27 protein-coding genes and 1 other RNA gene are annotated in these 25,108 nt (G+C 67.8%); 14 read left to right on the forward strand and 14 right to left on the reverse strand.

The window, feature by feature from the left end; genetic code table 11:
- Window positions 1–96: 96 nt before the first annotated feature.
- The 10 genes from dusB (at window position 97) to AC3FMM_RS04945 (ending at window position 9,226) form a co-directional block, all read left to right on the forward strand.
- Window positions 97–1,158 (forward strand): tRNA dihydrouridine synthase DusB, encoded by a 1,062-nt coding sequence (gene dusB, locus AC3FMM_RS04900; protein ID WP_115711549.1) that lies wholly within the window; start codon window positions 97–99, stop codon window positions 1,156–1,158.
- Entirely contained in the window at window positions 1,155–1,388 is a 234-nt protein-coding gene (locus AC3FMM_RS04905; protein WP_010813887.1) for a Fis family transcriptional regulator, read from the forward strand. Before dusB ends, AC3FMM_RS04905 begins: the two co-directional genes overlap by 4 nt.
- Before the next feature lie 22 nt (window positions 1,389–1,410).
- On the forward strand, window positions 1,411–2,985 hold the full coding sequence (gene purH, locus AC3FMM_RS04910; protein WP_116312154.1) for a bifunctional phosphoribosylaminoimidazolecarboxamide formyltransferase/IMP cyclohydrolase: 1,575 nt from the start codon (window positions 1,411–1,413) through the stop codon (window positions 2,983–2,985).
- A gap of 255 nt (window positions 2,986–3,240) precedes the next feature.
- Window positions 3,241–3,786 (forward strand): crossover junction endodeoxyribonuclease RuvC, encoded by a 546-nt coding sequence (gene ruvC, locus AC3FMM_RS04915; protein WP_115663009.1) that lies wholly within the window; start codon window positions 3,241–3,243, stop codon window positions 3,784–3,786.
- A gap of 86 nt (window positions 3,787–3,872) precedes the next feature.
- Window positions 3,873–5,117: a glycerophosphodiester phosphodiesterase gene (locus AC3FMM_RS04920; RefSeq protein WP_115708200.1), complete on the forward strand. Its 1,245-nt coding sequence runs from the start codon at window positions 3,873–3,875 to the stop codon at window positions 5,115–5,117.
- Window positions 5,118–5,186: 69 nt separating this feature from the next.
- Window positions 5,187–5,768, forward strand: coding sequence for a Holliday junction branch migration protein RuvA (gene ruvA, locus AC3FMM_RS04925; protein ID WP_018008807.1), 582 nt, complete (start codon window positions 5,187–5,189; stop codon window positions 5,766–5,768).
- 58 nt (window positions 5,769–5,826) lie between these two features.
- Window positions 5,827–6,891, forward strand: coding sequence for a Holliday junction branch migration DNA helicase RuvB (gene ruvB / locus AC3FMM_RS04930; RefSeq protein ID WP_115679399.1), 1,065 nt, complete (start codon window positions 5,827–5,829; stop codon window positions 6,889–6,891).
- A 198-nt stretch (window positions 6,892–7,089) separates the two neighbouring features.
- Entirely contained in the window at window positions 7,090–7,683 is a 594-nt protein-coding gene (locus AC3FMM_RS04935; RefSeq protein WP_115679398.1) for a hypothetical protein, read from the forward strand.
- Between the two features lie 44 nt (window positions 7,684–7,727).
- Window positions 7,728–8,312, forward strand: a complete 585-nt coding sequence (locus tag AC3FMM_RS04940; RefSeq protein ID WP_115705914.1) for a BPSL1445 family SYLF domain-containing lipoprotein — start codon at window positions 7,728–7,730, stop codon at window positions 8,310–8,312.
- Between the two features lie 188 nt (window positions 8,313–8,500).
- Window positions 8,501–9,226, forward strand: a complete 726-nt coding sequence (locus AC3FMM_RS04945) for a queuosine precursor transporter (RefSeq protein ID WP_115708199.1) — start codon at window positions 8,501–8,503, stop codon at window positions 9,224–9,226.
- A gap of 7 nt (window positions 9,227–9,233) precedes the next feature.
- Here AC3FMM_RS04945 and AC3FMM_RS04950 read toward each other — a convergent pair whose 3' ends face one another.
- From AC3FMM_RS04950 to tyrS, 4 genes are all read right to left on the reverse strand, one after another.
- Window positions 9,234–9,908: a histidine phosphatase family protein gene (locus AC3FMM_RS04950; protein ID WP_326346989.1), complete on the reverse strand. Its 675-nt coding sequence runs from the start codon at window positions 9,906–9,908 to the stop codon at window positions 9,234–9,236.
- A gap of 83 nt (window positions 9,909–9,991) precedes the next feature.
- Entirely contained in the window at window positions 9,992–10,651 is a 660-nt protein-coding gene (locus tag AC3FMM_RS04955; protein ID WP_115708197.1) for a YbhB/YbcL family Raf kinase inhibitor-like protein, read from the reverse strand.
- Between the two features lie 52 nt (window positions 10,652–10,703).
- Window positions 10,704–11,165, reverse strand: coding sequence for a D-aminoacyl-tRNA deacylase (gene dtd / locus AC3FMM_RS04960; RefSeq protein WP_115708196.1), 462 nt, complete (start codon window positions 11,163–11,165; stop codon window positions 10,704–10,706).
- A gap of 7 nt (window positions 11,166–11,172) precedes the next feature.
- On the reverse strand, window positions 11,173–12,414 hold the full coding sequence (gene tyrS / locus AC3FMM_RS04965; RefSeq protein WP_116312152.1) for a tyrosine--tRNA ligase: 1,242 nt from the start codon (window positions 12,412–12,414) through the stop codon (window positions 11,173–11,175).
- Window positions 12,415–12,675: 261 nt separating this feature from the next.
- Between tyrS and AC3FMM_RS04970 the strand changes: the two genes are divergently transcribed.
- Together AC3FMM_RS04970 and AC3FMM_RS04975 are read left to right on the forward strand one after the other, a co-directional pair.
- Window positions 12,676–14,067, forward strand: a complete 1,392-nt coding sequence (locus AC3FMM_RS04970; RefSeq protein ID WP_115708194.1) for a M23 family metallopeptidase — start codon at window positions 12,676–12,678, stop codon at window positions 14,065–14,067.
- Between the two features lie 50 nt (window positions 14,068–14,117).
- Entirely contained in the window at window positions 14,118–15,206 is a 1,089-nt protein-coding gene (locus AC3FMM_RS04975; RefSeq protein ID WP_240987704.1) for an anhydro-N-acetylmuramic acid kinase, read from the forward strand.
- Here AC3FMM_RS04975 and AC3FMM_RS04980 read toward each other — a convergent pair.
- On the reverse strand, window positions 15,194–16,108 hold the full coding sequence (locus AC3FMM_RS04980) for a LysR family transcriptional regulator (protein ID WP_115708191.1): 915 nt from the start codon (window positions 16,106–16,108) through the stop codon (window positions 15,194–15,196). The genes AC3FMM_RS04975 and AC3FMM_RS04980 overlap by 13 nt on opposite strands.
- 90 nt (window positions 16,109–16,198) lie before the next feature.
- Between AC3FMM_RS04980 and AC3FMM_RS04985 the strand changes: the two genes are divergently transcribed.
- Window positions 16,199–16,996: a phytanoyl-CoA dioxygenase family protein gene (locus AC3FMM_RS04985; RefSeq protein WP_115708189.1), complete on the forward strand. Its 798-nt coding sequence runs from the start codon at window positions 16,199–16,201 to the stop codon at window positions 16,994–16,996.
- Window positions 16,997–17,057: 61 nt separating this feature from the next.
- Here the strand turns inward: AC3FMM_RS04985 and erpA are convergent, their stop codons facing one another.
- The 4 genes from erpA to rplM form a co-directional block, all read right to left on the reverse strand.
- Window positions 17,058–17,426: an iron-sulfur cluster insertion protein ErpA gene (gene erpA / locus AC3FMM_RS04990; RefSeq protein ID WP_010813904.1), complete on the reverse strand. Its 369-nt coding sequence runs from the start codon at window positions 17,424–17,426 to the stop codon at window positions 17,058–17,060.
- 100 nt (window positions 17,427–17,526) lie between these two features.
- Window positions 17,527–18,003, reverse strand: coding sequence for a bactofilin family protein (locus AC3FMM_RS04995; protein WP_488686194.1), 477 nt, complete (start codon window positions 18,001–18,003; stop codon window positions 17,527–17,529).
- A 258-nt stretch (window positions 18,004–18,261) separates the two neighbouring features.
- Window positions 18,262–18,654, reverse strand: coding sequence for a 30S ribosomal protein S9 (rpsI, locus tag AC3FMM_RS05000; protein ID WP_012351769.1), 393 nt, complete (start codon window positions 18,652–18,654; stop codon window positions 18,262–18,264).
- 12 nt (window positions 18,655–18,666) lie between these two features.
- Window positions 18,667–19,095, reverse strand: a complete 429-nt coding sequence (gene rplM, locus AC3FMM_RS05005; protein WP_010813907.1) for a 50S ribosomal protein L13 — start codon at window positions 19,093–19,095, stop codon at window positions 18,667–18,669.
- 717 nt (window positions 19,096–19,812) lie between these two features.
- Between rplM and AC3FMM_RS05010 the strand changes: the two genes are divergently transcribed.
- Window positions 19,813–20,235 (forward strand): OsmC family protein, encoded by a 423-nt coding sequence (locus AC3FMM_RS05010; protein WP_115679386.1) that lies wholly within the window; start codon window positions 19,813–19,815, stop codon window positions 20,233–20,235.
- 55 nt (window positions 20,236–20,290) lie between these two features.
- On the opposite strand, the gene rnpB is transcribed toward AC3FMM_RS05010, so the two are convergent.
- The 5 genes from rnpB to AC3FMM_RS05035 all read right to left on the reverse strand — a co-directional run bounded on the left by rnpB (window position 20,291) and on the right by AC3FMM_RS05035 (window position 24,960).
- Window positions 20,291–20,631: RNase P RNA component class A (rnpB, locus tag AC3FMM_RS05015), an RNA gene on the reverse strand.
- 23 nt (window positions 20,632–20,654) lie between these two features.
- Window positions 20,655–21,500, reverse strand: coding sequence for a DUF3025 domain-containing protein (locus tag AC3FMM_RS05020; protein ID WP_414249779.1), 846 nt, complete (start codon window positions 21,498–21,500; stop codon window positions 20,655–20,657).
- Window positions 21,501–21,505: 5 nt separating this feature from the next.
- On the reverse strand, window positions 21,506–22,540 hold the full coding sequence (pyrC, locus tag AC3FMM_RS05025; RefSeq protein ID WP_115708183.1) for a dihydroorotase: 1,035 nt from the start codon (window positions 22,538–22,540) through the stop codon (window positions 21,506–21,508).
- A gap of 45 nt (window positions 22,541–22,585) precedes the next feature.
- A complete protein-coding gene (locus tag AC3FMM_RS05030; RefSeq protein ID WP_488686195.1) occupies window positions 22,586–23,890 on the reverse strand; it encodes a glycerate kinase type-2 family protein in 1,305 nt (434 codons plus the stop codon).
- Window positions 23,887–24,960 (reverse strand): tartrate dehydrogenase, encoded by a 1,074-nt coding sequence (locus AC3FMM_RS05035; RefSeq protein WP_115708179.1) that lies wholly within the window; start codon window positions 24,958–24,960, stop codon window positions 23,887–23,889. Before AC3FMM_RS05035 ends, AC3FMM_RS05030 begins: the two co-directional genes overlap by 4 nt.
- Window positions 24,961–25,108 lie beyond the last annotated feature (148 nt).

Genomic DNA, 25,108 nt, shown 5'->3' on the forward strand with positions numbered 1-25,108 from the left:
CCCGATCCGTCGCGGCGCATGTCGTGCGGCGACGCCGGGGCCACCGGGACGGGCCACCAGAATCGCCGCTTCACCGCCATAACCGCCACCACCGCCGTGCAGATCGGACCTCACCAACTCCGCAACAACCTGTTTGTCGCCCCGATGGCGGGCGTGACGGACCGGCCCTTCCGCCAGCTGTGCAAGCAGCTGGGCGCGGGCTACGCGGTGTCGGAAATGGTCGCCTCCAACGCGCAGCTGTGGAAGAGCGAGAAGACCATGCGCCGCGCCAACCACGCCGGCGAGGTCGAACCGATCGCCGTGCAGATTGCCGGCGCCGAGCCGTCGATGATGGCCGAGGCGGCGCGCTACAACGTCGACCGCGGCGCGCAGATCATCGACATCAACATGGGCTGCCCGGCCAAGAAGGTGTGCAACGTCGCCGCCGGCTCGGCCCTGCTGCAGAACGAGCCGCTGGTGGTGCGCATCGTCGAGGCGGTGGTCGCCGCGGTCGGCGAGCGCGTGCCGGTGACGCTGAAGATCCGAACCGGCTGGAACCGCGAAAACCGCAATGCGCTGCGCATCGCGCGCATGGTCGAGGACGCCGGCATCAGCATGCTGACCATCCACGGCCGCACCCGCGCCGACCTGTACCACGGCGACGCCGAGTACGAGACTATTGCCGCGGTCAAGGCGGAGCTGTCGATCCCGGTGGTCGCCAACGGCGACATCACTACGCCGCAGAAGGCCAGGCAGGTGCTGGCGCTGACCGGCGCCGACGCGCTCATGATCGGCCGCGCGGCGCAGGGCCGGCCCTGGCTGTTCCGCGAGATCGAGCACTTCCTGAAGACCGGCGAGATGCTGCCGTCGCCGGAAGTGGCCGAGATCCGCGCCATCATGAACGCACACCTGGAAGACCACTACGCCTTCTATGGCGAGTTCACCGGCGTGCGCACCGCGCGCAAGCACATTGCCTGGTACACGCGCGGGCTGCGCGGCGCCAACCTGTTCCGCCACCGCATGAACACGCTGGAAAGCACCGCCGAGCAGCTGGCGGCGGTCAATGCGTTCTTCGACGAGCAGGCGCAGTTCTCGGACCGGCTGGTGTATGTCGACGACGCGGCGCAAGACAAAGACGAAGCGAACAACAACAAAAACGGGGAGTTGCTTGCCGCATGAGCCGCAACGCTATCGACCAGTGCATCCGGGAAAGCCTGGATACGTACTTTCGCGACCTGGACGGCGAAGAGCCGTCGAACATGTACAACATGGTGCTCGAGGCGGTCGAACGGCCGCTGCTGGAAGCCGTGATGGTGCGCGCCGAGCGCAACCAGTCGCTGGCGGCCGCCTACCTGGGCATCAATCGCAATACGCTGCGCAAGAAGCTGCAGCAGCACGGTTTACTTTGAATTTGAAGCGTTTCCCACTGCCATGATCAAGCAAGCCCTACTCTCCGTTTCCGACAAGACCGGCATCGTCGAATTCGCGCGCGAACTGAACGCGCTCGGCGTCACGCTGCTTTCCACCGGCGGCACCGCCAAGCTGCTGGCCGACAGCGGCCTGCCCGTGACGGAGGTGGCCGACTACACCGGCTTCCCGGAAATGCTCGACGGCCGCGTCAAGACGCTGCACCCGAAGGTCCACGGCGGCATCCTGGCGCGCCGCGACCTGCCCGAGCACATGGCCGCGCTGGCCGAGCACAACATCCCCACCATCGACCTGCTGGTGGTGAACCTGTACCCGTTCCAGCAGACCGTGGCCAAGGATGACTGCACGCTGCCGGACGCGATCGAGAACATCGACATCGGCGGCCCGACCATGCTGCGCTCGGCGGCCAAGAACCACCGCGACGTGACCGTGATCGTCGACCCGGCCGACTACGCCGTGGTGCTCGGTGAAATGCGCGCCAACGGCAACAGCGTCGGCTACGACACCAACTTCCGCCTGGCCACCAAGGTGTTCGCGCACACCGCGCAGTACGACGGCGCCATCACCAACTACCTGACCAGCCTCGGCGCCGACAAGTCGCACCAGGCCCGCAGCGCCTACCCGCAAACCCTGAACCTGGCTTTCGACAAGGTGCAGGAAATGCGCTACGGCGAGAACCCGCACCAGTCGGCGGCGTTCTACCGCGACCTGAAGGCGGTCGACGGCGCGCTCGCCAACTATGTGCAGCTGCAGGGCAAGGAGCTGTCGTACAACAACATCGCCGACGCCGATGCCGCGTGGGAGTGCGTAAAGTCGTTCGACGCTGCCGCGGGCGCCGCCTGCGTCATCATCAAGCACGCCAACCCGTGCGGCGTGGCGCTGGGCGCCAGCGCGCTGGAAGCGTATGACAAGGCCTTCAAGACCGACTCGACCTCGGCCTTCGGCGGCATCATCGCCTTCAACGTGGAACTGGACGAAGCCGCCGCGCAGGCGGTGGCCAGGCAGTTCGTCGAGGTGCTGATCGCCCCGTCGTTCAGCGCCGCCGCGCGCGCGGTGTTCGCGGCCAAGCAGAACGTGCGCCTGCTCGAGATCCCGCTGGGCAAGGGCATCAACCAGTTCGACTTCAAGCGCGTTGGCGGCGGCCTGCTGGTGCAGGGCCCGGACGCCAAGAACGTGCAGCCGTCCGAACTGCGCGTGGTGACGCGCCGCCACCCGACGCCGAAGGAAATGGACGACCTGATGTTCGCCTGGCGCGTGGCCAAGTTCGTCAAGTCCAACGCCATCGTGTTCTGCGGCGGCGGCATGACGCTGGGCGTGGGCGCCGGCCAGATGAGCCGCGTCGATTCGGCCCGCATCGCCAGCATCAAGGCGCAGAACGCCGGCCTGACCCTGGCCGGCTCGGCGGTGGCATCGGACGCGTTCTTCCCGTTCCGCGACGGCCTCGACGTGGTGGTCGACGCGGGCGCGACCTGCGTGATCCAGCCGGGCGGCTCGGTGCGCGACGACGAAGTGATCGCCGCCGCCGACGAGCGCGGCATTGCCATGGTGCTGACCGGCACGCGGCATTTCCGGCATTAAGCTTTCCCGCTTGTTTGCTCCCCTCTCCCGCTTGCGGGAGAGGGGCCGGGGGTGAGGGCAGGCGCTGGCATACCACTGACTGTCCTTCGTGGACACTCCCGCCCTCACCCCAACCCTCTCCCGCAAGCGGGAGAGGGAGTACACCGGCAGCAGGCCGCACCTTAGCGGCGCTCGCAAACGGCTCATGGACGCCAGCGCCGCAACCGGCTGCGCAAAAAGCAATACACTAGTCGGCGTCCTCCCTACCCCATCCCAATGCGAATCCTAGGCATCGACCCCGGCCTGCGCACCACCGGCTTCGGCGTGATCGAGAAGCACGGCAACAAGCTTGCCTACGTGGCCTCGGGCACGATCAAGAGCGACGGCAACTCGACCCTGCCGGAACGGCTGAAAACGCTGTACGACGGCATCAGCGAGGTGTCGCGCACCTACGCGCCCGATTGCGCGGCGATCGAGAAGGTCTTCGTCAACGTCAACCCGCAATCCACGCTGCTGCTCGGCCAGGCCCGCGGCGCAGCGATCTGCGGGCTGGTCGGCTATGGCCTGCCGGTGTTCGAATACACCGCGCTGCAGCTCAAGGTGGCGGTGGTCGGCTATGGCCGCGCCAACAAGGCGCAGGTGCAGGAAATGGTGACGCGGCTGCTGATGCTGCCCGGCCAGCCGGGCAGCGACGCCGCCGATGCGCTGGGCGTGGCGATCTGCCATGCCAACGGCGGCGATACCCTGGGCACGCTCGCCGGCCTGGCGCCCGAGCTGGTGCGCAAGGGCATGCGCGTGCGGCGCGGCCGCCTGGTCGGCTGAACACGCCGGCCGCAGTGCTTGCCGCTGCCGCCTCACGCTTGCGCGTCTTTTACAATCGGGGCTTGGTCCCACCTCAGGAACGCTGCATGCCTAGCCAGTCCCGACTGCGCGCGCCGCGCCCGCGCGCCAGCCTTGCCCGTGTTGTTGCCGCCTGCCGCCGCTGGCTGTTGCCGACCGTTGCCGCCGCGACGTGCGCGGTGCTGGCCGCAGGCTGCGCCACCGCGCCGCGCCCCAAGCGCGCCGCAGCGCCGGCTGCGCCGGCGCCGGCGCCCGCCGCGAGTGCTCCTGCCGCGGTGGCGGCGCCGCCGTCCAAGCCGCTGGTGATCGCGCACCGCGGTGCCAGCGCGCTGCGCCCGGAACATACGCTGGCCGCCTACGCCAGGGCGATCGAGGATGGTGCCGACGCGATCGAGCCCGACCTCGTCATGACCCGCGACGGCGTGCTGGTGGCGCGCCACGAGAACGACATCACCGGCACCACCAACGTCGCCGAACTGCCGCAGTTCGCCGAGCGCAAGCGCACCAAGGTGATCGACGGCGAGCGCCTGACCGGCTGGTTCACCGAGGACTTCACGCTGGCCGAGCTGAAGACGCTGCGCGCGCGCGAGCGCATTCCGCGCCTGCGCCCGGCCAATGCACGGTTGAACGACCAGTTCGAAGTACCGACCTTCGACGAGATCGTGCGCCTGGCCGAGCAGGCCGCGCTGCGCACCGGCAAACCCGTCGGCATCTATGCCGAACTGAAGCACCCCAGCTACTTCCGCGGCATCGGCCTGCCGCTTGAGGACAAGCTCGCCGCGGCGGTGCGGGCGCAGCCGTACCTGCGCAATGCGCCGGTGTTCATCCAGTGTTTCGAGAGCGGCAGCCTGCGCACGCTGCGGCGCACGCTGGGCAACGGCTTGCCCAACGTCAGGCTGGTCCAGCTGATCGGCAACCCGCGCAAGGGCCCGGCCGACTGGAAGCTGGCCGGCGACGGCCGCACCTATGGCGACATGCTGAGTACGACCGGCCTGCGCGAAGTCGCGGCCTACGCCGACGGCATCGGCCCCGAGAAAAGCAGCGTGGTGCCCCGCGATGCGCAGGGTGCGCTGGGCGCGCCGACCGCGGTGGTGCAGCAGGCCCATGCCGCCGGCCTGTTCGTGCATCCGTACACCTTCCGCCCGGAAAACAGCTTCCTGCCCAAGGCGCTGCAGAGCGGCGGCGACGAGGCCACGCGCAGCCCGGCCGGCATGGAGCGCGAGGTGCAGGCCTTCGTCGCGGCCGGCATCGACGGCTTCTTCACCGACGACCCGGCGCTGGGCCGGCGCGCCGTCGATACACCGGCACGCTGAGCCGGCCGGGCGGCCGCCGCGCTACACTGGCGGCCGCCTCTTTCCTGACCTCCTGTTTTTTCCCGCACCATGATCGGACGCATCGCCGGCACCCTTATCGAGAAGAATCCCCCGCACCTGCTGGTCGACTGCCACGGCGTCGGCTATGAGGTCGACGTGCCGATGAGCACCTTCTACAACCTGCCGGCGGTGGGCCAGCCGGTGACCCTGCTGACGCAGCTGATCGTGCGCGAGGATGCGCACCTGCTGTACGGCTTCGGCAGCGCGGCCGAGCGCAACACCTTTCGCGAGCTGATCAAGATCACCGGCATCGGCGCGCGCATGGCGCTGGCGGTGCTGTCGGGCATGTCCGTGCCCGAGCTGGCGCAGGCGATCACGCTGCAGGAAGCCGGGCGCCTGACGCGCATCCCCGGCATCGGCAAGAAGACCGCCGAGCGCCTGCTGCTGGAGCTCAAGGGCAAGCTGGGCGCGGAACTGGGCCACGCGCCCGGCGCGCCAGCGGTGCCCGACAGTGCCGTCGACGTGCTCAATGCGCTGCTGGCGCTGGGCTACTCGGAAAAAGAAGCCGCTGCCGCGATCAAGCAGGTGCCGGCAGGCACCGGGGTGTCCGAGGGCATCAAGCTGGCGCTAAAGGCGCTGTCTAAGGGTTGAGCTTCGGATTGGCGCGTAGAATGGCGCTTTGTTGCCGCAGTCCGGGCCCCTGACCACCATGATCGAAACAGACAAGCTTGCCGCTCCCTCCCGCGTGATCGCCGCCACCCCCGCCTCGTCGCAGGAGGAGGCGTTCGAGCGCGCACTGCGGCCCAAGCTGCTGGACGAGTATGTCGGCCAGGAAAAGGTGCGCGGCCAGCTGGACATCTTCATGCATGCGGCGCGCAAGCGCCGCGAGGCGCTCGACCACGTGCTGCTGTTCGGCCCGCCCGGGCTGGGCAAGACCACGCTGGCCCACATCATCGCGCGCGAGATGGGGGTCAACCTGCGCCAGACCTCCGGTCCGGTGCTGGAGCGACCCGGCGACCTCGCCGCGCTGCTGACCAACCTCGAAGCCAACGACGTCCTCTTCATCGACGAGATCCACCGGCTCTCGCCGGTGGTCGAGGAAATCCTGTACCCGGCGCTCGAGGACTACCAGATCGACATCATGATCGGCGAGGGCCCGGCGGCGCGCTCGGTCAAGCTGGACCTGCAGCCGTTCACGCTGGTGGGCGCGACCACGCGCGCCGGCATGCTGACCAACCCGCTGCGCGACCGCTTCGGCATCGTCGCGCGGCTGGAGTTCTACACCGCCGAGGAGCTGGCCCGCATCGTCAGCCGCTCGGCCCAGCTGCTGCATGCCCGCATCGATCCGCAAGGCGCGCTGGAAATCGCCCGGCGCGCGCGCGGCACGCCCCGCATCGCCAACCGGCTGCTGCGCCGCGTGCGCGACTATGCCGAGGTCAAGGGCGACGGCACCATCACGCGCGAGATGGCGGATGCCGCACTGGCCATGCTCGACGTCGACCGCGTCGGCTTCGACCTGATGGACCGCAAGCTGCTCGAGGCGGTGCTGCACAAGTTTGGCGGCGGCCCGGTCGGCGTGGACAACCTCGCCGCCGCGATCGGCGAAGAGCGCGACACCATCGAGGACGTGCTCGAACCCTACCTGATCCAGCAGGGCTACCTGCAGCGCACCCCGCGCGGGCGCGTCGCCACCGCGGCGGCCTACCGGCATTTCGGCCTGGCCAGCCCGCAAGGCATGGCCGGCGAAGGCGGCGAACTGTTCGGCGACGCCTGAACCGGTGCCCACGCGAGGTGTGCCATGGCGCACACGTCGCGCTCAATTAAATGTTTTAAATTCGCGCCCCAAATTTTTTCGAAGTGGATTGCTGGCCGGTGGCCGATTGTCCACAATGGCTTCATCGGCACCTGCCCGGTGCCATGACGGCTGTGTCCGCCGGGGCACGGCGCCTTTGCAAACCTGTCAAGGAAAGCCATGATCCGCCAGTGTTCCAGCCTGCTAGCCGCACTTCTCGCCGTGGCCGCGTTCAGCGCCGGCAGTGCCAACGCCCAGCGCCCGCCGGCGCCGGTCGGCGTGGCCGAAGAAGCGGTCATCAGCGGCAAGATCGTCGATATCGATCCAGAAACCAAGGCGGTGCTGGTGCAGGGCCCGCGCGGCAACGTGGTCGAGCTGGTGGGCGGCGACGAGGTCCGCAATTTCGGCCAGATCCGCAAGGGCGACATCCTGACCGTGGCGCGCGGCGCCGCGCTGGTCGCGGCGCTGGAGCCGGTCGACAGCAAGGCGACGGCACTGGCCGAATCGGTCGACCGCACCACGCGCGCGGCCGAGGGCGGCAAGCCCGGCATCATGCGCGAGATCACCACCACGGTGACCGCCCAGATCACCAAGGTCGACCCGGCCAAGCGCCTGCTCACCTTCCGCGGCCCGCGCGAGACGCTGCGCACGGTCAAGGTCCAGGACCCCGCCATCGATCTGAATGGCATCAAGCAAGGCCAGATGGCCAAGATCGTCTACCGTGAAGTCGTGGCCATTACGGTCAGGGCGCCAGCGGCAGCCGCAGCAAACTGAGCCACTGAATCAGGCGCGGTACTTTTCCCATCAGGAGGTTACCTATGAATCGTCGCCACTTTGTTACCCGGGTTGCCGGATCGGGCCTGCTCGTTGCGACCGCGATGGCCGCGGGCTGTACCACCACCGGCACCGGGGCGTCCAAAGACCCGGTCGCCAAGAAGCAAGAGATCGACGCGGGCGTCGATGGCGCGCTGAACCGGCTGTACTCCTCGGCCAACGGCTCCCGCGAGCTGGCCCAGCGCGCGCAGGGCATCCTGGTGTTCCCGCGCGTACTGGCAGGCGGCTTTATCGTAGGCGCCGAATACGGCGAAGGCGCGTTGCGATCGAAGGGCGCGACGGTCGGCTACTACAGCACGACGCAGGCCTCGGTCGGGCTGACCGCCGGCGGGCAGTCCAAGGCCGTCATCATCATGTTCATGACGCCGGAGGCTTACAACAAGTTCGTATCCAGCAAGGGCTGGACCGCGGGTGCGGATGCCAACGTGGCGGTGGCGAAGATCGGCGCGGACGGCAGGCTCGACACGCTGACCAGCCAGCAGCCGGTGATCGCCTTCGTGCAGACCAACGCCGGCCTGATGTTCGACGTCTCGGTGAACGGGTCCAAGATCAGCAAGCTGGATATCTGACCTAACGGCGATGCCGCTCCGGCAGCGGCCGCCCTCTCTGACACGGTTCCCGGCCCAGGCCGGGAATTTGTTTTTTGGGCACCCGTGGCTGCGCCATGCCGGGGCTTGCTGCATGCGCGAACGCGCCGCGTGCTGGCATAATCGCGCCCAACTCACTGCGCCAGCGCGCACGCGACCGGGAGCCCCCAATGACTGCCACCACCGCCAGCCCGCCCCAGGCCGGCCGCGTCTACCGCTACTACGACTTCGTCATGGTGGCCTTCGTCACCGTGCTGCTGTGCTCGAACCTGATCGGCGCGGCCAAGGCGGCGCAGGTCACGCTGCCACTGATCGGCACGGTGACTTTCGGTGCGGGGGTGCTGTTTTTCCCGATCTCATACATCTTCGGCGACGTGCTGACCGAGGTCTACGGCTACGGCCGTGACCGGCGCGTGGTCTGGGCGGGTTTTGCCGCGCTGGCCTTCGCCACCTTCATGAGCGTGGTGGTGCTGAACATGCCGGTCGCGCCGTTCATGGCGGACTACCAGCAGAGCCTGCAGGACGTGTTCGGCAATACCTGGCGCATCGCGCTCGGTTCCCTGATCGCATTCTGCTGCGGCAGCTTTACCAACAGCTATGTGCTGGCCAAGATGAAGCTGTGGACCGCTGGCCGCTGGCTGTGGACGCGCACCATCGGCTCGACGCTGGCGGGCGAGCTGGTGGACTCGTCACTGTTCTACGTGATCGCCTTCTACGGCATCTGGCCGCTGGAGCAGGTGGTCCAGGTGGCGGTGGCGCAGTACGTGCTGAAGACCGGCTGGGAAGTGGTGATGACGCCGGTCACGTACAAGGTGGTGGGCTTCCTCAAGCGCGCCGAGAACGAAGATTACTTCGACCGGCATACCAACTTCACGCCGTTCCGCGTCCGGGTCTAGCGCCGCGCTACGGCACGCGCCGGTCCACCTCGTCCAGCGCCAGGTTTTCCAGGTGGCTGACGTCGCCCCATTGGGCCAGCGTCAGGTGGGTGCTGTCGCTGCGCAGGCGGTTGACGCTGGCATTGAGCAACTCGTGCTGGCGTGGCGCTTCCAGCGTCATGCCGGTGGCCTCGCGGTAGAGGCAGTCGAGCACGCCGCCGTGGGCGACCAGCGCGATGCGCTCGCCCGGATGCCGGCGCGACAGCGCCAGCACCGCGTCCACGGTGCGTTCGTGGAAGCCCAGCAGCGACTCGCCCTCGGGCGGCGCGTAATCGGGCACGCGCGCCTGCCAGCGGGCAAAGTCTTCCGGCAGGTGCTCGGCCACCTCGGCGTAGGTCTTGCCCTGCAGCGAGCCGTAGCTGCGCTCGCGCAGGCGCGCGTCGGCGCGCACCTGCAGCCCCAGCGCCTCGGCCAGCGGCGCGGCGGTTTCCAGCGCGCGCGACAGGTCGCTGGAATACACCGCATCGATCGGCTCGCCCGCCAGCGCACTTGCCAGCGCGCGTGCCTGGGCATGGCCGGTCTCGTTCAGCGGAATATCGAGCTGGCCCTGCAGCCGGCGCTCCCGGTTCCAGGCCGTTTCGCCGTGGCGGATCACGATCAGGTGGGTAAAGGCCAGCGAATGCGGCCCGGGGCTTTGCGACATGCCGTTTCCTTCGGGGTTGCTGCGGGTGCTTGCTTGGGGCCGTGCGGGCCCGGCACCGCGCGGAACGCGGCACCGGTCCGGTTTCAGGCCGCCGATGACTTGGCCAGCTTCGGGTTCAGCGTATAGGTGCCGGTCAGGCTGGCCTGCGCGAGCACGTGGCCCTGGATCGCTTCGCGCACCTGGGTGCCGGTAAAGGTGCCCTCCAGCGGCAGCCGGTCGAGGTCCAGCGCATACAGCGTGAACACGTAGTGGTGCAGCAGCGCGTCGTTCCACGGCGGGCACGGGCCGTCATAGCCGTAGTAGTCGCCCTTCATGTCGGCATCGCCGGCAAACCAGCCGGTGTAGTCGTTGATGCCGTGGCGCAGGCCGCCGGCGGTGGCGGTGCCGCCGGTGGCTTCCGGCCCCGGCTTGCCGCGCGCGATCACGCCGTCGCTGTGCGAGCCGGCGGCGATCGAGGTCAGGCCGGGCGGGATGTCTACCAGCACCCAGTGGAAGAAGTCCACGCGCGGCAGCGCGGCCGGCACTTCGCGGCCTTCCTGGTTGACGTCGTCGCCCTTGCTGGGGACGTCGCGGTCGTGGCAGATCAGCACGAACGAGCGCGTCTCGGCCGGCGCGTCTTCCCAGTGCAGGTCGGGATTGCGGTTGTTCGACAGGGCCACGTGGGCGGCGGCGTCGGGCACGCAGAAGGCGAACTCGCCGGGGATCGGCGCGTTGTCGTTGAAGGACTTGCTCCAGAGTTTCATTTGTCTCTCCTGTCTTGATGCCGCGCCGGGGACGCGGCAGCTTCGAATCGGTTCAGGCCGGCGCCACGCGCAGCCAGAAGGTGACCGGACCGTCGTTGACCAGGCTGACCTGCATCATCGCGCCGAACTCGCCGGTCTGCACCTGCGGATGCGCCGCGCGCGCCCGCGCGACGAAATGCTCGTACAGGCGGCGGCCGTCCTCGGGCGAGGCCGCGGGGGTAAAGCTGGGCCGCGTGCCGCTGTTGGTGTCGGCCGCCAGCGTGAACTGCGACACCACCAGCAGCCCGCCCGGATTGCCGTTGCCGTCCATGTTCTGCACCGGCAGGTTCATCTTGCCGTCCGCATCGGAAAACACCCGGTACGACAACATCTTGGCCAGCAGCCGCTCGGCCTGCGCCTCGGTGTCGCCACGCTCGGCGCAGACCAGTGCCAGCAGGCCGGCGCCGATCTCGCCGGTGGTGCGGCCTGCAACCGTGACGCGGGCCTGGGCCACCCGCTGGATCAGCGCGATCATCGCCGCCTCAGGCCAGCGTCACGCGCGCGAAGCGGCGCTTGCCGACCTGCACGACGTAGGTGCCCGCGGCCACCTTGGTAGCCTTGTCGCTCACGGTGGCGCCGTCGATCTTGACGCCGCCCTGCTCGATATTGCGATTGGCCTCCGAGGTCGACGGCACCAGGTTGGCCTGCTTGAGCAGCTGCGCGATGCCCAGCGGCGCACCTTCCAGGCTGACCGCGGGGATATCGTCCGGCACGCCGCCGCGCGCGCGATGATTGAAGTCTTCCAGCGCCTTCTCGGCATCGGCCTGGCTGTGGAAGCGCGCCACGATCTCCTGCGCCAGCAGCACCTTGCAGTCGCGCGGATTGCGTCCCGCGGCGATCTCCTGCTTCATCAGGTCGATCTCGCTCATCGGGCGGAACGACAGCAGCGTGAAGTACTGCCACATCAGGTCGTCCGAGATGCTCATCAGCTTGCCGAACATCTCGTTGGGCGCCTCGGTCACGCCCACGTAGTTGCCCTTGGACTTGGACATCTTCTCGACCCCGTCCAGGCCCACCAGCAGCGGCATGGTCAGGATGCACTGCGGCTCCTGGCCGTATTCCTTTTGCAGCTCGCGCCCCACCAGCAGGTTGAACTTCTGGTCGGTGCCGCCCAGTTCCAGGTCGGACTTCAGCGCCACCGAGTCGTAGCCCTGCATCAGCGGGTAGAGGAACTCGTGCACGGAAATCGGGATCCCGGAGCGGAAGCGCTTGGTGAAGTCGTCGCGCTCCATCATGCGGGCCACGGTGTACTTGGCCGCCAGCTGGATCATGCCGCGCGCGCCGAGCGGATCGCACCATTCGCTGTTGTAGCGGATCTCGGTACGGGCCGGGTCGAGCACCAGGCTGGCCTGGCGGTAGTAGGTCTGGGCATTGGCCTCGATCTGCTCGCGCGTGAGCGGCGGGCGCGTGCTGTTGCGGCCGGACGGGTCGCCGATGGTCGAGGTGAAGTCGCCGATCAGGAAGATCACCTGGTGGCCGAGGTCCTGCAGCTGGCGCAGCTTGTTCAGCACCACGGTGTGGCCGATATGGATGTCGGGCGCGGTCGGGTCCAGGCCCAGCTTGATGCGCAGCGGCACGCCGGTGGCCTCGCTGCGCGCCAGCTTCTGCGCCCACTCCGCTTCGATCAGCAGCTCGTCGCAGCCGCGCCTGGAGATCTCCAGGGCCTGCATCACCGAGGGCGTCAGGGGGTATTTGGCCGGTGCGGCCGAGGCAACTTCAGTCATCACGTAAGTCTTTGAAATACTTGAAATTTTAGGAAATCTGCCGACAGCCGCCAGGGCCGGATTTTGGTATAATCCGCGTTTCCAGGCGCCAGCGGAAGCCTTTCCGGTGCGCCACCCGTCACTTTGCACGGCACTTTGCACAGCAAGGCAGGCGGCCAAAATTACTGAATACTGACAGCACGCGCCGCACCTCGGGGGAGGAAGGCAGACGAGAAACATCGTCCCCGGCAGCGGGCTCAGACCAAGGTTGAATTTTACGTGATGTGGTCCAGACTCCGCGAAGTTTTCGCGCGTGAGCTGGTGGTACTGGTCGATCCGACCAACCCCCAGCATGCGCGGCGGCGCAAACAACTGACGGCCTCGGTCGGCGCGATCTTCACGCTCGGCATGGCCGCGGCCATGGGTGTCGCGCCGCGCAGCGCCTACGACGATCCGCGCGCGCCCCGCACCCAGCAGGCCCTGCGCATGCCCGACGTGCGCGAACAGCTCGAACAGCTTACCGACAGCCAGGCCGTGTACGTGCGCGAAGAGCGCATGCAGCGCGGCGACACCATTGCCAGCCTGCTCAAGCGCCTGGGCGTGGACGATGCCGACGCGCAGGCGTTCATCGTCAAGAACCCCACCGCGCGCGGCCTGTTCAACCTGAACCCGGGCCAGGCGGTGCAGGCGGAAATCGACGAGAGCAACACGCTGGTGTCGCTGCAGGCCAACCTCGGCGGCGACGCCGCGGCCTCGCGCGAGCTGGTGATCGAGCGCGTGCGCGCCGCCAGCGGCGACAGCGCCGCCGCCTACAAGGCCAAGGTGCAGCGCGTCGACAACGACGTGCACTATGAGATGGCCTCGGGCGCGATTTCCTCTGGCGGCTTCTTCAAGGCCATGGACGCGGCCAACGTGCCCGACGAAGTGGTGCAGCAGATGCTGTCGATCTTCTCCGGCGTGATCGACTTCCACCACGACATCGCCGCCGGCGACCGCTTCCGCATCATCTATGAAGCGGGCTTCCGCGACGGCACCTTCGTGCGCAACGGCCGCGTGGTCGCGCTCGAGCTGATCAACCGCAACCAGCTGCACCAGGCGCTGTGGTTCGCGCCCGAGGGCAGCAAGGACGGCGGCGCCTACTACACCTTCGACGGGCGCAGCATGAAGCGGCCGTTCCTGCGTTCGCCGGTGGAGTTCTCGCGCGTGTCGTCGGGCTTCGGGGGCCGCGAGCATCCGCTGCATCATGACTGGGCCCAGCACAAGGGCGTGGACTTCGCCGCCCCCACCGGCACCAAGGTGCTGGCCACCGGCGACGGCATGGTCGAGTTCGTCGGCCAGCAGAACGGCTACGGCAACATCGTCATCCTGTCGCACCCCAACGGCTATTCCACCTATTACGCGCACCTGTCCGGCTTTGCCGGCATGCGCCAGGGGCAGGTGGTGCGCCAGGGCCAGCTGATCGGCTATGTCGGCGCAACCGGCTGGGCCACCGGCCCGCACCTGCACTACGAGTTCCGCTTCAACGACGTGCCGCAGAACCCGCTGACCGTCACGCTGATGGAATCGCCGCCGCTGACCGGCAAGTCGCGCCAGGAATTCCTGACCTACACCAGCGGGCTGCTCAGCCGCATCAACGCGCTGCGCACCTATAACGTGCTGACCGCCGCCAACTGACCGCGTCCATCGTGATCCCCGCGCCTGGCAGCGAACGCTATATCGGCATCATGTCCGGCACCAGCATGGACGGTGCCGATGCGGTACTGGTCGATTTCAGCGGTGCGCGGCCGGCAGTGCTGGCGGCCGCCAGCCAACCCTTCCCCGACACCTTGCGCGCCGCGTTCGGCGCCCTGCAGCAGCCGGGCGAGGACGAGATCCACCGCGAGGCCCTGGCGGCCAACGCGCTGGCGCAGGTGTACGCAGACTGCGTCGGCGCGCTGCTGCGCGAGGCACGTGTCGATGCCGCCTCGGTTGCCGCCATCGGCGCCCACGGGCAGACCATCCGCCACCGGCCCGGCCTCTACGACGGCATCGGCTATACCCGCCAGAGCCAGCATCCGGCGCGGCTGGCGGAGCTGGCCGGCATCGACGTGGTGGCGGACTTCCGCAGCCGCGACCTCGCCGCCGGCGGACAGGGCGCGCCGCTGGTGCCGGCGCTGCATCACGCGCTGTTCGGCAGCGAGGCCGAGACCCGCGTGGCCTGCAATATCGGCGGCATCTCCAACATCAGCATCCTGCCGGCGGCAGGCGGCCCCATCAGCGGCTTCGACTGCGGACCGGGCAATGCGCTGCTCGACTACTGGATCGGCCGCCACCGCGGCCTGGCCTTCGACCACAACGGCGACTGGGCCGCCAGCGGGCGGGTCGACGCCGCGCTGCTGGCGCAGTGCCTGGCCGAGCCCTATTTCAGCGCGGCGCCGCCCAAGAGCACCGGGCGCGACCTGTTCCATCCCGGCTGGCTTGAAACGCGGCTGGCGGCGTTCCAGCAGCTCGCGCCGGCCGACGTGCAGGCCACCCTGGCGGCGCTGACTGCCGAGGCCATCGCGCGCGACGTGCGCGCCAGCGCGCCCGCTGCACGGCGGCTGATCGTCTGCGGCGGCGGCGCCCGCAATGCCTTCGTGATGGCGCGGCTGGCGCAGGCCCTGCCCGGCGTGGCCATCGAGACCTCCGACGACTACGGCGTGCCGGTGTCGCAGGTCGAAGCCATCGCCTTTGCCTGGCTCGCGCGCCAGTGCCTGTTGCGCCTGCCGGGCAACGTCCCCACCGTGACCGGCGCCGCCGGGCCGCGCGTGCTGGGCGCGATCTACCCGCGCTGAACCCCGGCGCCGCCCTCCCCTGCATCGACCCAATCCATGAACGCCTGCGCCAGCGGCGACGCGCGCATGGCCGGCGAGTGCGCCAGCACCACGCGCTGCGGCGTCACCGGCTCGCGCAGCGGCCGGCAGGCGATCGGCATGCCGTCGTAGCTGTGGTCGCCCGCGGGCCGCGTGCACGACAGCGCCACCCCATAGCCGTGCGCCACCAGCCCGCGCTGCATCTCGAAGGTCTGGGTGTACTGGTGCAGCGCCGGGCGCAGCCCGTGGGCCCAGAACAATGACAGGAAGTATTCGCGGGTCTGCGGGATGTCCTCGAGGATCAACCGCTCGGCGGCCAGGTCAGCCAGGCTGATCTCCGCGCTGCTTGCCAGTGGATGGTTGGCCGGAAGCAGCGCGTAGGGCGCCAGCTCCGCCAGCGTGCGGCGCTCGGTGCGGGCGTCGAGTCCCAGTTCATAGGTCACCGCCAGCTCCGCCTTGCCGGCCTGCAAGGTGCGATGGACGGTGGCGAGGTCGGCCTCGAACAGCGTCACCGCGATGCCGGGATGGCGCTCGCGCAGTCCCGCCAGCAGGCGCGGCACGAAGTACGGGCCCAGGTCCTGGAAGCAGGTCAGCGACAACTGGCCGCTCAGGCCGCGGCCGGCGCCATCGTCGGCGGCAAGCCCCGCGGCCAGCGCCAGCACGTCGCGGGCCTTGCCCAGCAGGCGCTGCCCGGCCGGGGTCAGCGACAGCCCGCGACTGACCTGCCGCCTGAACAGTGGCTCGCCCAGCGTGTCCTCCAGCTGTGCGATCGCGGTCGATACCGACGGCTGCGACACATGGCGCGCCCGCGCGGCGGCGCTGATGCTGCCGTGCTCGGCGGCGGCGACGAAGTACTCGAGCTGGCGGAAGGAGAAAGGGATCATGATTTCCTATATCGCAACATAGGAAATATATGCTTTTCCTATCCCTCGCGCTTAGTGATACTGGGTCCATCGCCCCCAACACCTATCGCCATGGACATCACCCCGGAACAGATCGGCACCTACCAGCGCGACGGCGTGCTGGTCTTGCGCGGCGCCTTTACCGAGTGGGTCGAGCGCCTGCGCGAAGGCTTCGCGCAGAACCTGGCCGAGCCCGGCCCCTTTGCCATCGAGAACGTGCGCGCCGGCGAGGGCGGGCGCTTCTTCGAGGACTATTGCAACTGGCAGCGCATCGCCCCGTTCGCCGCGTTTATCCGCGAGTCGGCCGCGGCCGGCATCGCCGGGCGGATCATGCAGTCGCAGGCGGTGCAGGTGTTCCATGAGCACATCCTGGTCAAGGAGCCGGGCACCGCCAAGCCCACGCCATGGCACCAGGACCTGCCCTACTACTGCGTCGACGGCACCCAGACCGCGAGCTACTGGATTCCGCTGGACCCGGTCACCCGGGCCAACACGCTGCGCGTGGTGGCCGGCTCGCATCGCTGGCCACGCCTGGTGCGGCCCAAGCGCTGGGCCAGCAACGAAAACTTCTACGGCGGCGACGATGCCTTCATGGAAATGCCGGACGTGGAGGACGGCAGCCACACCCTGCTTGCGCCGGAACTGGAACCGGGCGATGCGGTGGTGTTCGACTTCCGCACCGTGCACGGTGCCGCGGGCAACACCGGCACCGGGCGGCGTCGGGCGTTCTCGGCCCGCTTCCTCGGCGACGACGTGCGCTTCATGCAGCGCCCAGGGCGAACCTCGCCGCCGTTCCCCGGCATCGGCCAGCAGACCGGCGAGCGCCTGCGTGAAGACTGGTTCCCGGTGGTCTGGCGCGCCCCGCAGTAGGGCGGCGCGGCAAAGAAAAAACGCACCCGAAGGTGCGATTTTTTTGTGCAAGCGGGATCGCTCAGACCGAGAACGACGAGCCGCAACCGCAGGTGGTCGAAGCATTCGGGTTCTTGATCACGAACTGCGCGCCGTTGATGTCTTCCTTGTAGTCGATCTCGGCGCCGACCAGGTACTGGTAGCTCATCGAGTCGATCAGCAGGGTGACGCCGTTCTTGACCATGGTGGTGTCGTCTTCGTTGACTTCCTCGTCGAAGGTGAAGCCGTACTGGAAGCCCGAGCAGCCGCCGCCCTGCACGAACACGCGCAGTTTCAGCTCGGCATTGCCCTCTTCCTCGATCAACTGCTTGACCTTGTCGGCGGCGCTGTCGGTAAAGACGAACGGTGCCGGCACGTCCTCGGTAACGGGTGCCTCTGCGACTGCGTTCATGGGGTGTTCTCCTGTTTAGATACGCCTGTATTCTAAGCGCTACTGGGAAATCGTGCCGAAACCTTGTGTTTTCAAGGGGTTCCCGGCATCGAAGTCGCCGCTACGCGGCCTTTTCAGTGGGACTGGCATCGGCTGCCGGAGTTTCGCCGTCAGCAGCGGCCGTTTCGGTCACTTCGGCCACCGGCGGCGCCTCGACCAGGTTCGGCAACGCCTTGATCTCGGCCTGCACCAGCGGCATCAGCCGGCCCTCGACCAGCGCGCCCTGGTGCATTTCGAGCGCGGCATAGCGCACGTCGCCCAGCACCCGCGCCTGCGGCTGCAACTCCAGCAGGTCGCCGGCGTGCACCGGGCCCTTGACGGTGCCGTTCAACACCAGGTGGCCGACGCTGATCTCCCCCTCGACCATGCCCTTCTCGCTGACCACCAGCATGCTGGGCTTGCCCGGCGCCGCGGTCACGTTCCCGCGCACGCGTCCGTCCAGCCGCAGGCCGCCGGCAAACACCAGGTCGCCATCGATGGCGGTGTCTTCGCCAATCAGCGTGTCGATCGAAAGGCCCTTCTTCTTGGAAAACAGCATGACTCTCACTCCTCTCTCGTTCGTGCCAGGCTGGCCTGCCCATGGCGCAGGCGCGCCGGCAAGCCGGACTTGCCGTCGGCGACAGGGCGAGATTGTAGCCGCGTACGGCCGGATACCCCACAAAAGTATGGCGGCCTGCTCACTATGACGGCAGCACAGCGCCGGTTCCGTAGCCCGCGGGCGAAAAAAAACCGCACGGCCAGCGTGCGGTTTTTCTGGTTTCGCAAGATCCGGCAGGGCCGGACCCGCGAAAACGCATCAGCGCTTCGAGAACTGCTTGCGACGACGCGCCTTGTGGAAGCCGACCTTCTTACGCTCGACTTCACGTGCATCGCGCGTGACGTAGCCAGCCTTCGACAGGGCCGACTTCAGGGTCGCATCGTAGTCGATCAGGGCACGGGTGATGCCGTGGCGCACAGCGCCGGCCTGGCCGGTTTCGCCGCCGCCGGTGACGTTGACCTTGATGTCGAACGTTTCAGCGTGAGCGGTCAGTTCCAGCGGCTGGCGCACGATCATCAGCGAGGTTTCGCGAGCGAAATACTCTTTGATGGGCTTGCCGTTGACGACGATGTCGCCCTTGCCCGACTTGATGAAGACACGTGCCACAGCGCTCTTGCGGCGGCCAGTACCGTAATTCCAGTTACCGATCATGGATTGGCCTCCTTAGATTTCCAGCGCCTTGGGCTGCTGCGCTTCGTGCGGATGCTCGGCTTCGGCGTAAACCTTCAGCTTCTTGATCATCGCGTAGCCCAGCGGACCCTTCGGCAGCATGCCCTTCACAGCCTTTTCCAGGGCACGGCCCGGGAAACGCTGCTGCATCTTGCCGAACGTCGTTTCGTAGATACCGCCCGGGTAGCCCGAATGGCGATAGTACTTCTTGTCCGTTTCCTTGGTACCCGTGACACGCAGCTTGGCTGCGTTGACGATGATGATGTAATCACCGGTGTCGACGTGCGGAGTGAATTCCGGCTTGTGCTTGCCGCGCAGACGGCGTGCCACTTCGCTGGCAACACGGCCGAGGACTTTGTCCGTCGCGTCAATCACGTACCAGTCGCGCTTTACCTCATGAGGCTTGGCGGAAAAGGTCTTCATGATTTTTCCTGACTATTGGTTCGTGCCCGTAATCCGACTCGCGAAGGCTTGTGCTCGCCCCTGCAAGTCTTGTGGCCGCCGCGGGGGTGGCCGGGTGCTTCTGTCTTCTTCCGCGGGCATGACGGAAAAGCCCTCGATTATACTGGCGGCCGTAGCGAGCGCACAAGCAAAGACTGAAGTTTTCGTCAAGATCGACGCCAATCGCCGCGGCTCCAGGTCGCCCAATGCACTTGGAGTGCCAACGGCCTTTGTTCAGGCGAAAAAAAACCCAAGCTTTTGAGCTTGGGTTTGAATCCACCAAAGGAGGAGGGTGGAGGAGACACTTGGAGATCGACGGAGGGACCGCGGGCGGTGCGGAGGGCTTGGCCGGGGGCTTCGCTTTCGCACTCTGGCGCGCTGTCTGCGCCGTCGTTCAATGATTGGAATTATACCTAGGGTTTGCCCGGATGCAAGGGAAATTTGCACTGCGAAACGCGATTTCGTATTACGAAACGTTACCAAGCCCTGTCCGCCTTGAATCTAAACCTTAAAAATCAACAACTTAACGAATCAAGGAAGGTGTCATCGCAACGACACACTAGAGGAAACCCTCAGGTTTTCTAAGGTTATCGGCATCGATGCCCCGAACTTGACCTTGCCATATACTGGGAAAAGCAAGATTCGAGATCACGCGCTTGTGATCGGAAACCGACAATATAAAGCACAGGAACGAACAAAATGGAATGCAAAGTAACATGGATGGGCACCGACGGCATGAGCTTCGTTGCCCAGACCGGCAGCGGCCACATCGTTGCCATGGACGGCGCTCCCGAAGGTGGCGGCCATAACCTGGCTCCGCGGCCCATGGAAATGGTGCTGCTCGGCACCGGCGGCTGCACCGCCTATGACGTGGTGCTGATCCTCAAGCGCGGCCGCCAGGACGTCACCGGCTGCAGCGTGCAGCTGCAGGCGGAGCGCGCCGGCGAAGACCCCAAGGTATTCACCCGCATCAACTTCCATTTTGTGGTGACCGGCAAGAATCTCAACCCCGCCACGGTCGAGCGCGCCATCAAGCTGTCGCACGAGAAGTACTGCTCGGCGTCGATCATGCTGGCCAAGACGGCCGAGATCACGCACACGCTGGAAATCGTCGAAGGCTGATGGAGGTTTGGCCGGCCCGGTGCGCCGCGCGGGCGCCGGGTCGTGCCGATGACTGAAGCAAAGCAGGCCGATAAGCCGGATTCTGTGCGCCCCACCCGCCTTGCGGCGCGCGGCGCGTGACAACCATTCCTCTAGGCCGGCTGTTACCAGCCGGCTCCAGCTCCCTACCCGCAGACTCAGCGGGCCGCTTCATCGCCTGCCTATTTGGGATTGCTCCAGGTGGAGGTTACCGCGTTTCACCCTTCCCGCCGGGCGAACCCGGCGGCAAGACTCGTCTCTGTGGCCCTATTCCGCACGTTGCCGTGGATGGCTGTTAGCCAACACCCTGCCCTGTGGAGTCCGGACTTTCCTCCCCCTGCACCTTGCGGTACAGGCAGCGGTTGCCTGGCCTGCTTTGCGGGCCGCAGTCTAACACCGATTCAATCGGGTTGCCGGTGTAAATCCCGCATGCGCCCGGGCCGGAACACCGCGGTGTCGGCATAGAAGTCAGGGGATGCGTTGTCGCCGCACCATCCCGGGATCCCCATGACCGGCAGCGGCGCAAAGCAATGGCCGCCGCGCAGCCTGCCGGCTGCCGCCGATTCTTGCAGCGACAACGCCACCGCCTTGTCCAGCTCGCCCTGCGCCACCAGCGGCAGCGTCCAGGCATGTGCGGTCACGGCCTTGTACGGCCGCACCAGCTTTTCCAGCAGAGCATGGCCGAACGGCACCACCCTGCAGGTGGTGCCCCACGCGTGCCGGCGCCCGACAAAGAGCCGCTGCCAGGCAAACCCGCGCAGCGCTTGGGCATGTTCGTCGTCTTCGCTCAGGAACAGTACCGCGTTCTCGTCGAACAGCGTGGCGGCGTCGCGTACACCGCCGCGCGCAGTCCGCACGCCTTCGCGCGCGATCACCGTGGCCTGGATCTGGTTGAGCACGCGCTTGCCCTGGGGGAAATGCAGCCAGACCAGGGCGTTGAAGAAATCATGGAGATTGTCGCGCGTCGGGACCTCGCCCGTGGCGTCGATATGCGCTTCGTAGGCGCGGCCCTCGGGCAGGGCCAGTTGCGGGACAAAGCGCAGCGGGAGGTCGCGCGCGTTGTGCAGGCCCAGCGCTACGGACTCGGCATCGAGCAGTCCGCGCAGGTCGGCCCCGCCCTGCACTGCCGCGGCAAGGGCTGCGCCGCGCGGGGCAAAGGGTTGGAACCATGGCCGGGACCAGTCCACCCCGGCCAGCGCGGCGGCGAAGGATTCGCTCTCCGCGGTCGTCCCGTCTTGCAACGTCAAGTCGATCAGCGTGCCTTCCAGCGCAGCGTTTCGCCGCCGCGCAGCGGCACCAGCGTGGTGTCGCCGTAGGGCAGCTCGGCCGGCAGTTCCCAGTCCTCGCGCTCCAGCGTCAGCGTGCCGGCGTTGCGCGGCAGGCCGTAGAAGGCCGGGCCATTGAAGCTGGCGAAGGCTTCCAGCTTGTCCAGTGCGCCGGCGGCGTCGAAGGCTTCGGCATACAGCTCCATCGCGTGCAGCGCGGTATAGCAGCCGGCGCAGCCGCAGGCATGTTCCTTCAGGCCGCGTGCGTGCGGCGCGCTGTCCGTGCCCAGGAAGAAGCGCTCGCTGCCCGAGGTGGCGGCCGCCACCAGTGCCTCGCGGTGGGTTTCGCGCTTGAGCACCGGCAGGCAGTAGTAGTGCGGGCGGATGCCGCCGGTGAAGATGGCATTGCGGTTGTAGAGCAGATGGTGCGCGGTGATGGTGGCGCCGACCGGGCCGCTCGCGTCGCGCACGTACTGTGCCGCATCCCTGGTGGTGATGTGCTCGAACACCACCTTCAGTTCAGGCATGTCGCGGCGCAGCGGCGTCATCACCCGATCGATGAACACGGCCTCGCGGTCGAAGATATCGATGGCCGGGTCGGTCACTTCGCCGTGCACCAGCAGCGGCAGGCCGGCGCGCTGCATCGCTTCCAGCGCCGGATAGCAGCGGCGGATATCGGTCACGCCGGCGTCGCTGTTGGTGGTGGCGCCCGCCGGGTACAGCTTGACGCCGTGCACGAAGCCGCTGGCTTTGGCCGCCGCGATTTCCTCGGGGCTGGTGTTGTCGGTCAGGTACAGCGTCATCAGCGGCTCGAACTGCATGCCGGCCGGCAGCGCCGCCAGGATGCGGGCGCGATAGGCTTGTGCCTGCGCCACCGTGGTTACCGGCGGCTTCAGGTTGGGCATGATGATGGCGCGGGCAAACTGGCGCGCGGTGTCGGGCAGCACGGCGGCCAGCGCCGCGCCGTCGCGCAGGTGCAGGTGCCAGTCGTCCGGGCGGGTGATGGTGAGCTTCTGGGTCATGGCTAGCTTGGGCCTGCCGCGGGCGGCGGCTGGCGTTCGTCGAAATCAGAGAATCAGGATGGCGCGGTAGTCGTTGACGTTGGTGCGCGTGGGGCCGGTGACCACGAGGTCGCCGATGGCATCGAACAGGCCCCAGGCGTCGTGCGCGTCCAACTGGCGCTGGCCCGGCAGCCCGGCGGCCTCGGCACGCGCCAGCGTGGTCGGGTCGGCCAGCGCACCGGCGTTGTCCTCGGAGCCGTCGATGCCGTCGGTGTCGGCGGCGATCGCGTGCACATCGGGCAGGCCTGCCAGTTCGACCGCCAGCGACAGCAGGAACTCCGAGCAGCGCCCCCCGCGCGCCTTGCCGGCGCTGCCGGCCGGCAAAGTGACCGTGCACTCACCTCCGGAAATCAGCGCCACGGGCGTGGCGAACGGGGCATTGTACGCGCGAATCTCGCGCACCAGCGCGGCATAGACGCGGGCTACTTCGCGCGCCTCGCCGGTCACGGTATCGCCCAGCACCACCGGTGTGATGCCGCGCTGGCGGAACAGCGCGGCGGCGGCCTCGAGGCTGCCATGCGCGGTGGCGATCATGATGTTGTCGACCCGATCGAACAAGGGGTCGCCGGGCTTGGGCGTCTCCGGCACCTCGCCACGCGCGCCGCGTTCCAGGTGCGACTGCACGCTGGCCGGCACCTGCGCGCCATAGCGGCGCAGGATCTGCAGTGCGTCATCGAACGTGCTCGGGTCGGCCACGGTCGGGCCCGAGGCGATCGCGCTGGGATCGTCGCCGGCCACGTCCGAGACGATCAGCGTGGTCACCGGCGCCTGGCTCGCCTGCGCCAGCCGGCCGCCCTGGATGCGCGAGATATGCTTGCGCACGATGTTCATGTCGGTGATCGGCGCGCCACAGCGCAGCAATTCCCGGGTGGTCGCCTTCAGGTCGGCCATCGGAATGCCCTCGGCCGGCAGCGACAGCAGGCTCGAGCCGCCGCCCGAGACCAGCACCAGCAGCCGGTCCTGCGGCGTCAGCGATTGCACCGCGGCCAGGATCTCCGCCGCGGCCTGCTCGCCCGCCTCGTCCGGCACCGGATGGCCGGCCTCGATCACGCGGATATGGTCGGTCGGCATGCCATGCGCGTAGCGCGTGACCACCAGCCCCTCCAGCGTGGCCTTGCCGGCATAGGCGCGCTCGACCGCCGCGGCCATCGACGCAGCCGCCTTGCCCGCGCCCACCACCAGCGTGCGGCCACCGGCGTGCGGCGGCGGCAGGTGCTGCGCGACGATCTGCAGCGGATCGGCCGCCGCCACGGCGGCCTGGAAGGTCTCGAGCAGCAGTGCGCGGGCGTCCCCCGCGAACGCGGCGCTCACAGCGCCTCCGCGATGGCACGGCCCAGGTCGGCGGTACCGGCCTTGCCGCCGATATCGCGCGTCAGCGGTGCGTGCTCCGGCCCGGCCGCCAGCACCTGCTCGATCGCGCCCAGCACGGCGGCGCCAGCATCGTCATGGCCGAGGTGTTCCAGCATCATGGCGCCGCACCAGATCTGACCGATCGGGTTGGCCACGCCGCGCCCGGCAATGTCCGGGGCCGAGCCGTGCACCGGCTCGAACAGGCTGGGGAAGGTGCGGTCCGGATTGATATTGCCCGACGGCGCAATGCCGATGGTGCCGGTGCAGGCCGGGCCGAGATCGGACAGGATGTCGCCGAACAGGTTGCTGGCGACCACCACGTCGAACCAGTCCGGATGCTGGACGAAATGGGCGGTCAGGATGTCGATGTGGTACTTGTCGACCTTCAGGCCGGGGTAGTTCGCCGCCATTGCCTCGACCCGCTCGTCCCAGTACGGCATCGTGATCGAAATGCCGTTGGACTTGGTCGCCGACGTCAGGTGCTTCTTGGGGCGCTTCTGGGCCAGTTCAAAGGCGAACTTCAGGATGCGGTCGACCCCGGTGCGGCTCATCACCGTTTCCTGCACCACGATCTCGCGCTCGGTGCCGGGGAACATGCGGCCGCCAATGCTGGAGTATTCGCCCTCGGTGTTCTCGCGCACCACGTAGAAATCGATGTCGCCGGGCTGGCGGCCGGCCAGCGGGCTGCGGATGCCCGGCATCAGCCGCACCGGGCGCAGGTTCACGTACTGGTCGAACGAACGGCGGAACTGCAGCAGCGAACCCCACAGCGAAACATGGTCGGGCACCGTGTCCGGCCAGCCGACCGCGCCGAAATAGATGGCGTCGTACTTGACCAGCGTGTCGAACCAGTCGTCCGGCAGCATCTTGCCGTGGCGGGCGTAGTAGTCGCAGCTGGAAAAATCGAAGTGATCCCACTGGAAGTCGATGCCGAAGCGGCGCGCCGCGGCGTCCATCACGCGGATGCCCTCGGGCATGACTTCCGTGCCGATTCCGTCTCCGGGAATCACGGCAATCTTGTATTGGCTCATCGTTCTCGGGATTGCTAGCAGGTATGTCGGCGCCATGGCTGGCGACATTGGCGGGGGGAGCGTCCGCGGTTGCTTGGCAGCGGCGCGGGCGCGCGGGATAATGCCTGCATTCTATTGCAAAGCGGCAGCCCCCTGCCGTCCGGTGCCC

The sequence above is a fragment of the Cupriavidus sp. 207A1 genome (assembly GCF_057798955.1).

Bases quoted from the DNA above. Each gene is read 5' to 3' on its own strand.
- AC3FMM_RS04905 (WP_010813887.1), top strand. From the start codon at position 1,155: ATGAGCCGCAACGCTATCGACCAGTGCATCCGGGAAAGCCTGGATACG.
- purH (WP_116312154.1), top strand. From the start codon at position 1,411: ATGATCAAGCAAGCCCTACTCTCCGTTTCCGACAAGACCGGCATCGTC.
- ruvC (WP_115663009.1), top strand. From the start codon at position 3,241: ATGCGAATCCTAGGCATCGACCCCGGCCTGCGCACCACCGGCTTCGGC.
- AC3FMM_RS04920 (WP_115708200.1), top strand. From the start codon at position 3,873: ATGCCTAGCCAGTCCCGACTGCGCGCGCCGCGCCCGCGCGCCAGCCTT.
- ruvA (WP_018008807.1), top strand. From the start codon at position 5,187: ATGATCGGACGCATCGCCGGCACCCTTATCGAGAAGAATCCCCCGCAC.
- ruvB (WP_115679399.1), top strand. From the start codon at position 5,827: ATGATCGAAACAGACAAGCTTGCCGCTCCCTCCCGCGTGATCGCCGCC.
- AC3FMM_RS04935 (WP_115679398.1), top strand. From the start codon at position 7,090: ATGATCCGCCAGTGTTCCAGCCTGCTAGCCGCACTTCTCGCCGTGGCC.
- AC3FMM_RS04940 (WP_115705914.1), top strand. From the start codon at position 7,728: ATGAATCGTCGCCACTTTGTTACCCGGGTTGCCGGATCGGGCCTGCTC.
- AC3FMM_RS04945 (WP_115708199.1), top strand. From the start codon at position 8,501: ATGACTGCCACCACCGCCAGCCCGCCCCAGGCCGGCCGCGTCTACCGC.
- AC3FMM_RS04950 (WP_326346989.1), bottom strand. From the start codon at position 9,908: ATGTCGCAAAGCCCCGGGCCGCATTCGCTGGCCTTTACCCACCTGATC.
- AC3FMM_RS04955 (WP_115708197.1), bottom strand. From the start codon at position 10,651: ATGAAACTCTGGAGCAAGTCCTTCAACGACAACGCGCCGATCCCCGGC.
- dtd (WP_115708196.1), bottom strand. From the start codon at position 11,165: ATGATCGCGCTGATCCAGCGGGTGGCCCAGGCCCGCGTCACGGTTGCA.
- tyrS (WP_116312152.1), bottom strand. From the start codon at position 12,414: ATGACTGAAGTTGCCTCGGCCGCACCGGCCAAATACCCCCTGACGCCC.
- AC3FMM_RS04970 (WP_115708194.1), top strand. From the start codon at position 12,676: ATGTGGTCCAGACTCCGCGAAGTTTTCGCGCGTGAGCTGGTGGTACTG.
- AC3FMM_RS04975 (WP_240987704.1), top strand. From the start codon at position 14,118: ATGTCCGGCACCAGCATGGACGGTGCCGATGCGGTACTGGTCGATTTC.
- AC3FMM_RS04980 (WP_115708191.1), bottom strand. From the start codon at position 16,108: ATGATCCCTTTCTCCTTCCGCCAGCTCGAGTACTTCGTCGCCGCCGCC.
- AC3FMM_RS04985 (WP_115708189.1), top strand. From the start codon at position 16,199: ATGGACATCACCCCGGAACAGATCGGCACCTACCAGCGCGACGGCGTG.
- erpA (WP_010813904.1), bottom strand. From the start codon at position 17,426: ATGAACGCAGTCGCAGAGGCACCCGTTACCGAGGACGTGCCGGCACCG.
- AC3FMM_RS04995 (WP_488686194.1), bottom strand. From the start codon at position 18,003: ATGCTGTTTTCCAAGAAGAAGGGCCTTTCGATCGACACGCTGATTGGC.
- rpsI (WP_012351769.1), bottom strand. From the start codon at position 18,654: ATGATCGGTAACTGGAATTACGGTACTGGCCGCCGCAAGAGCGCTGTG.
- rplM (WP_010813907.1), bottom strand. From the start codon at position 19,095: ATGAAGACCTTTTCCGCCAAGCCTCATGAGGTAAAGCGCGACTGGTAC.
- AC3FMM_RS05010 (WP_115679386.1), top strand. From the start codon at position 19,813: ATGGAATGCAAAGTAACATGGATGGGCACCGACGGCATGAGCTTCGTT.
- pyrC (WP_115708183.1), bottom strand. From the start codon at position 22,540: ATGACCCAGAAGCTCACCATCACCCGCCCGGACGACTGGCACCTGCAC.
- AC3FMM_RS05035 (WP_115708179.1), bottom strand. From the start codon at position 24,960: ATGAGCCAATACAAGATTGCCGTGATTCCCGGAGACGGAATCGGCACG.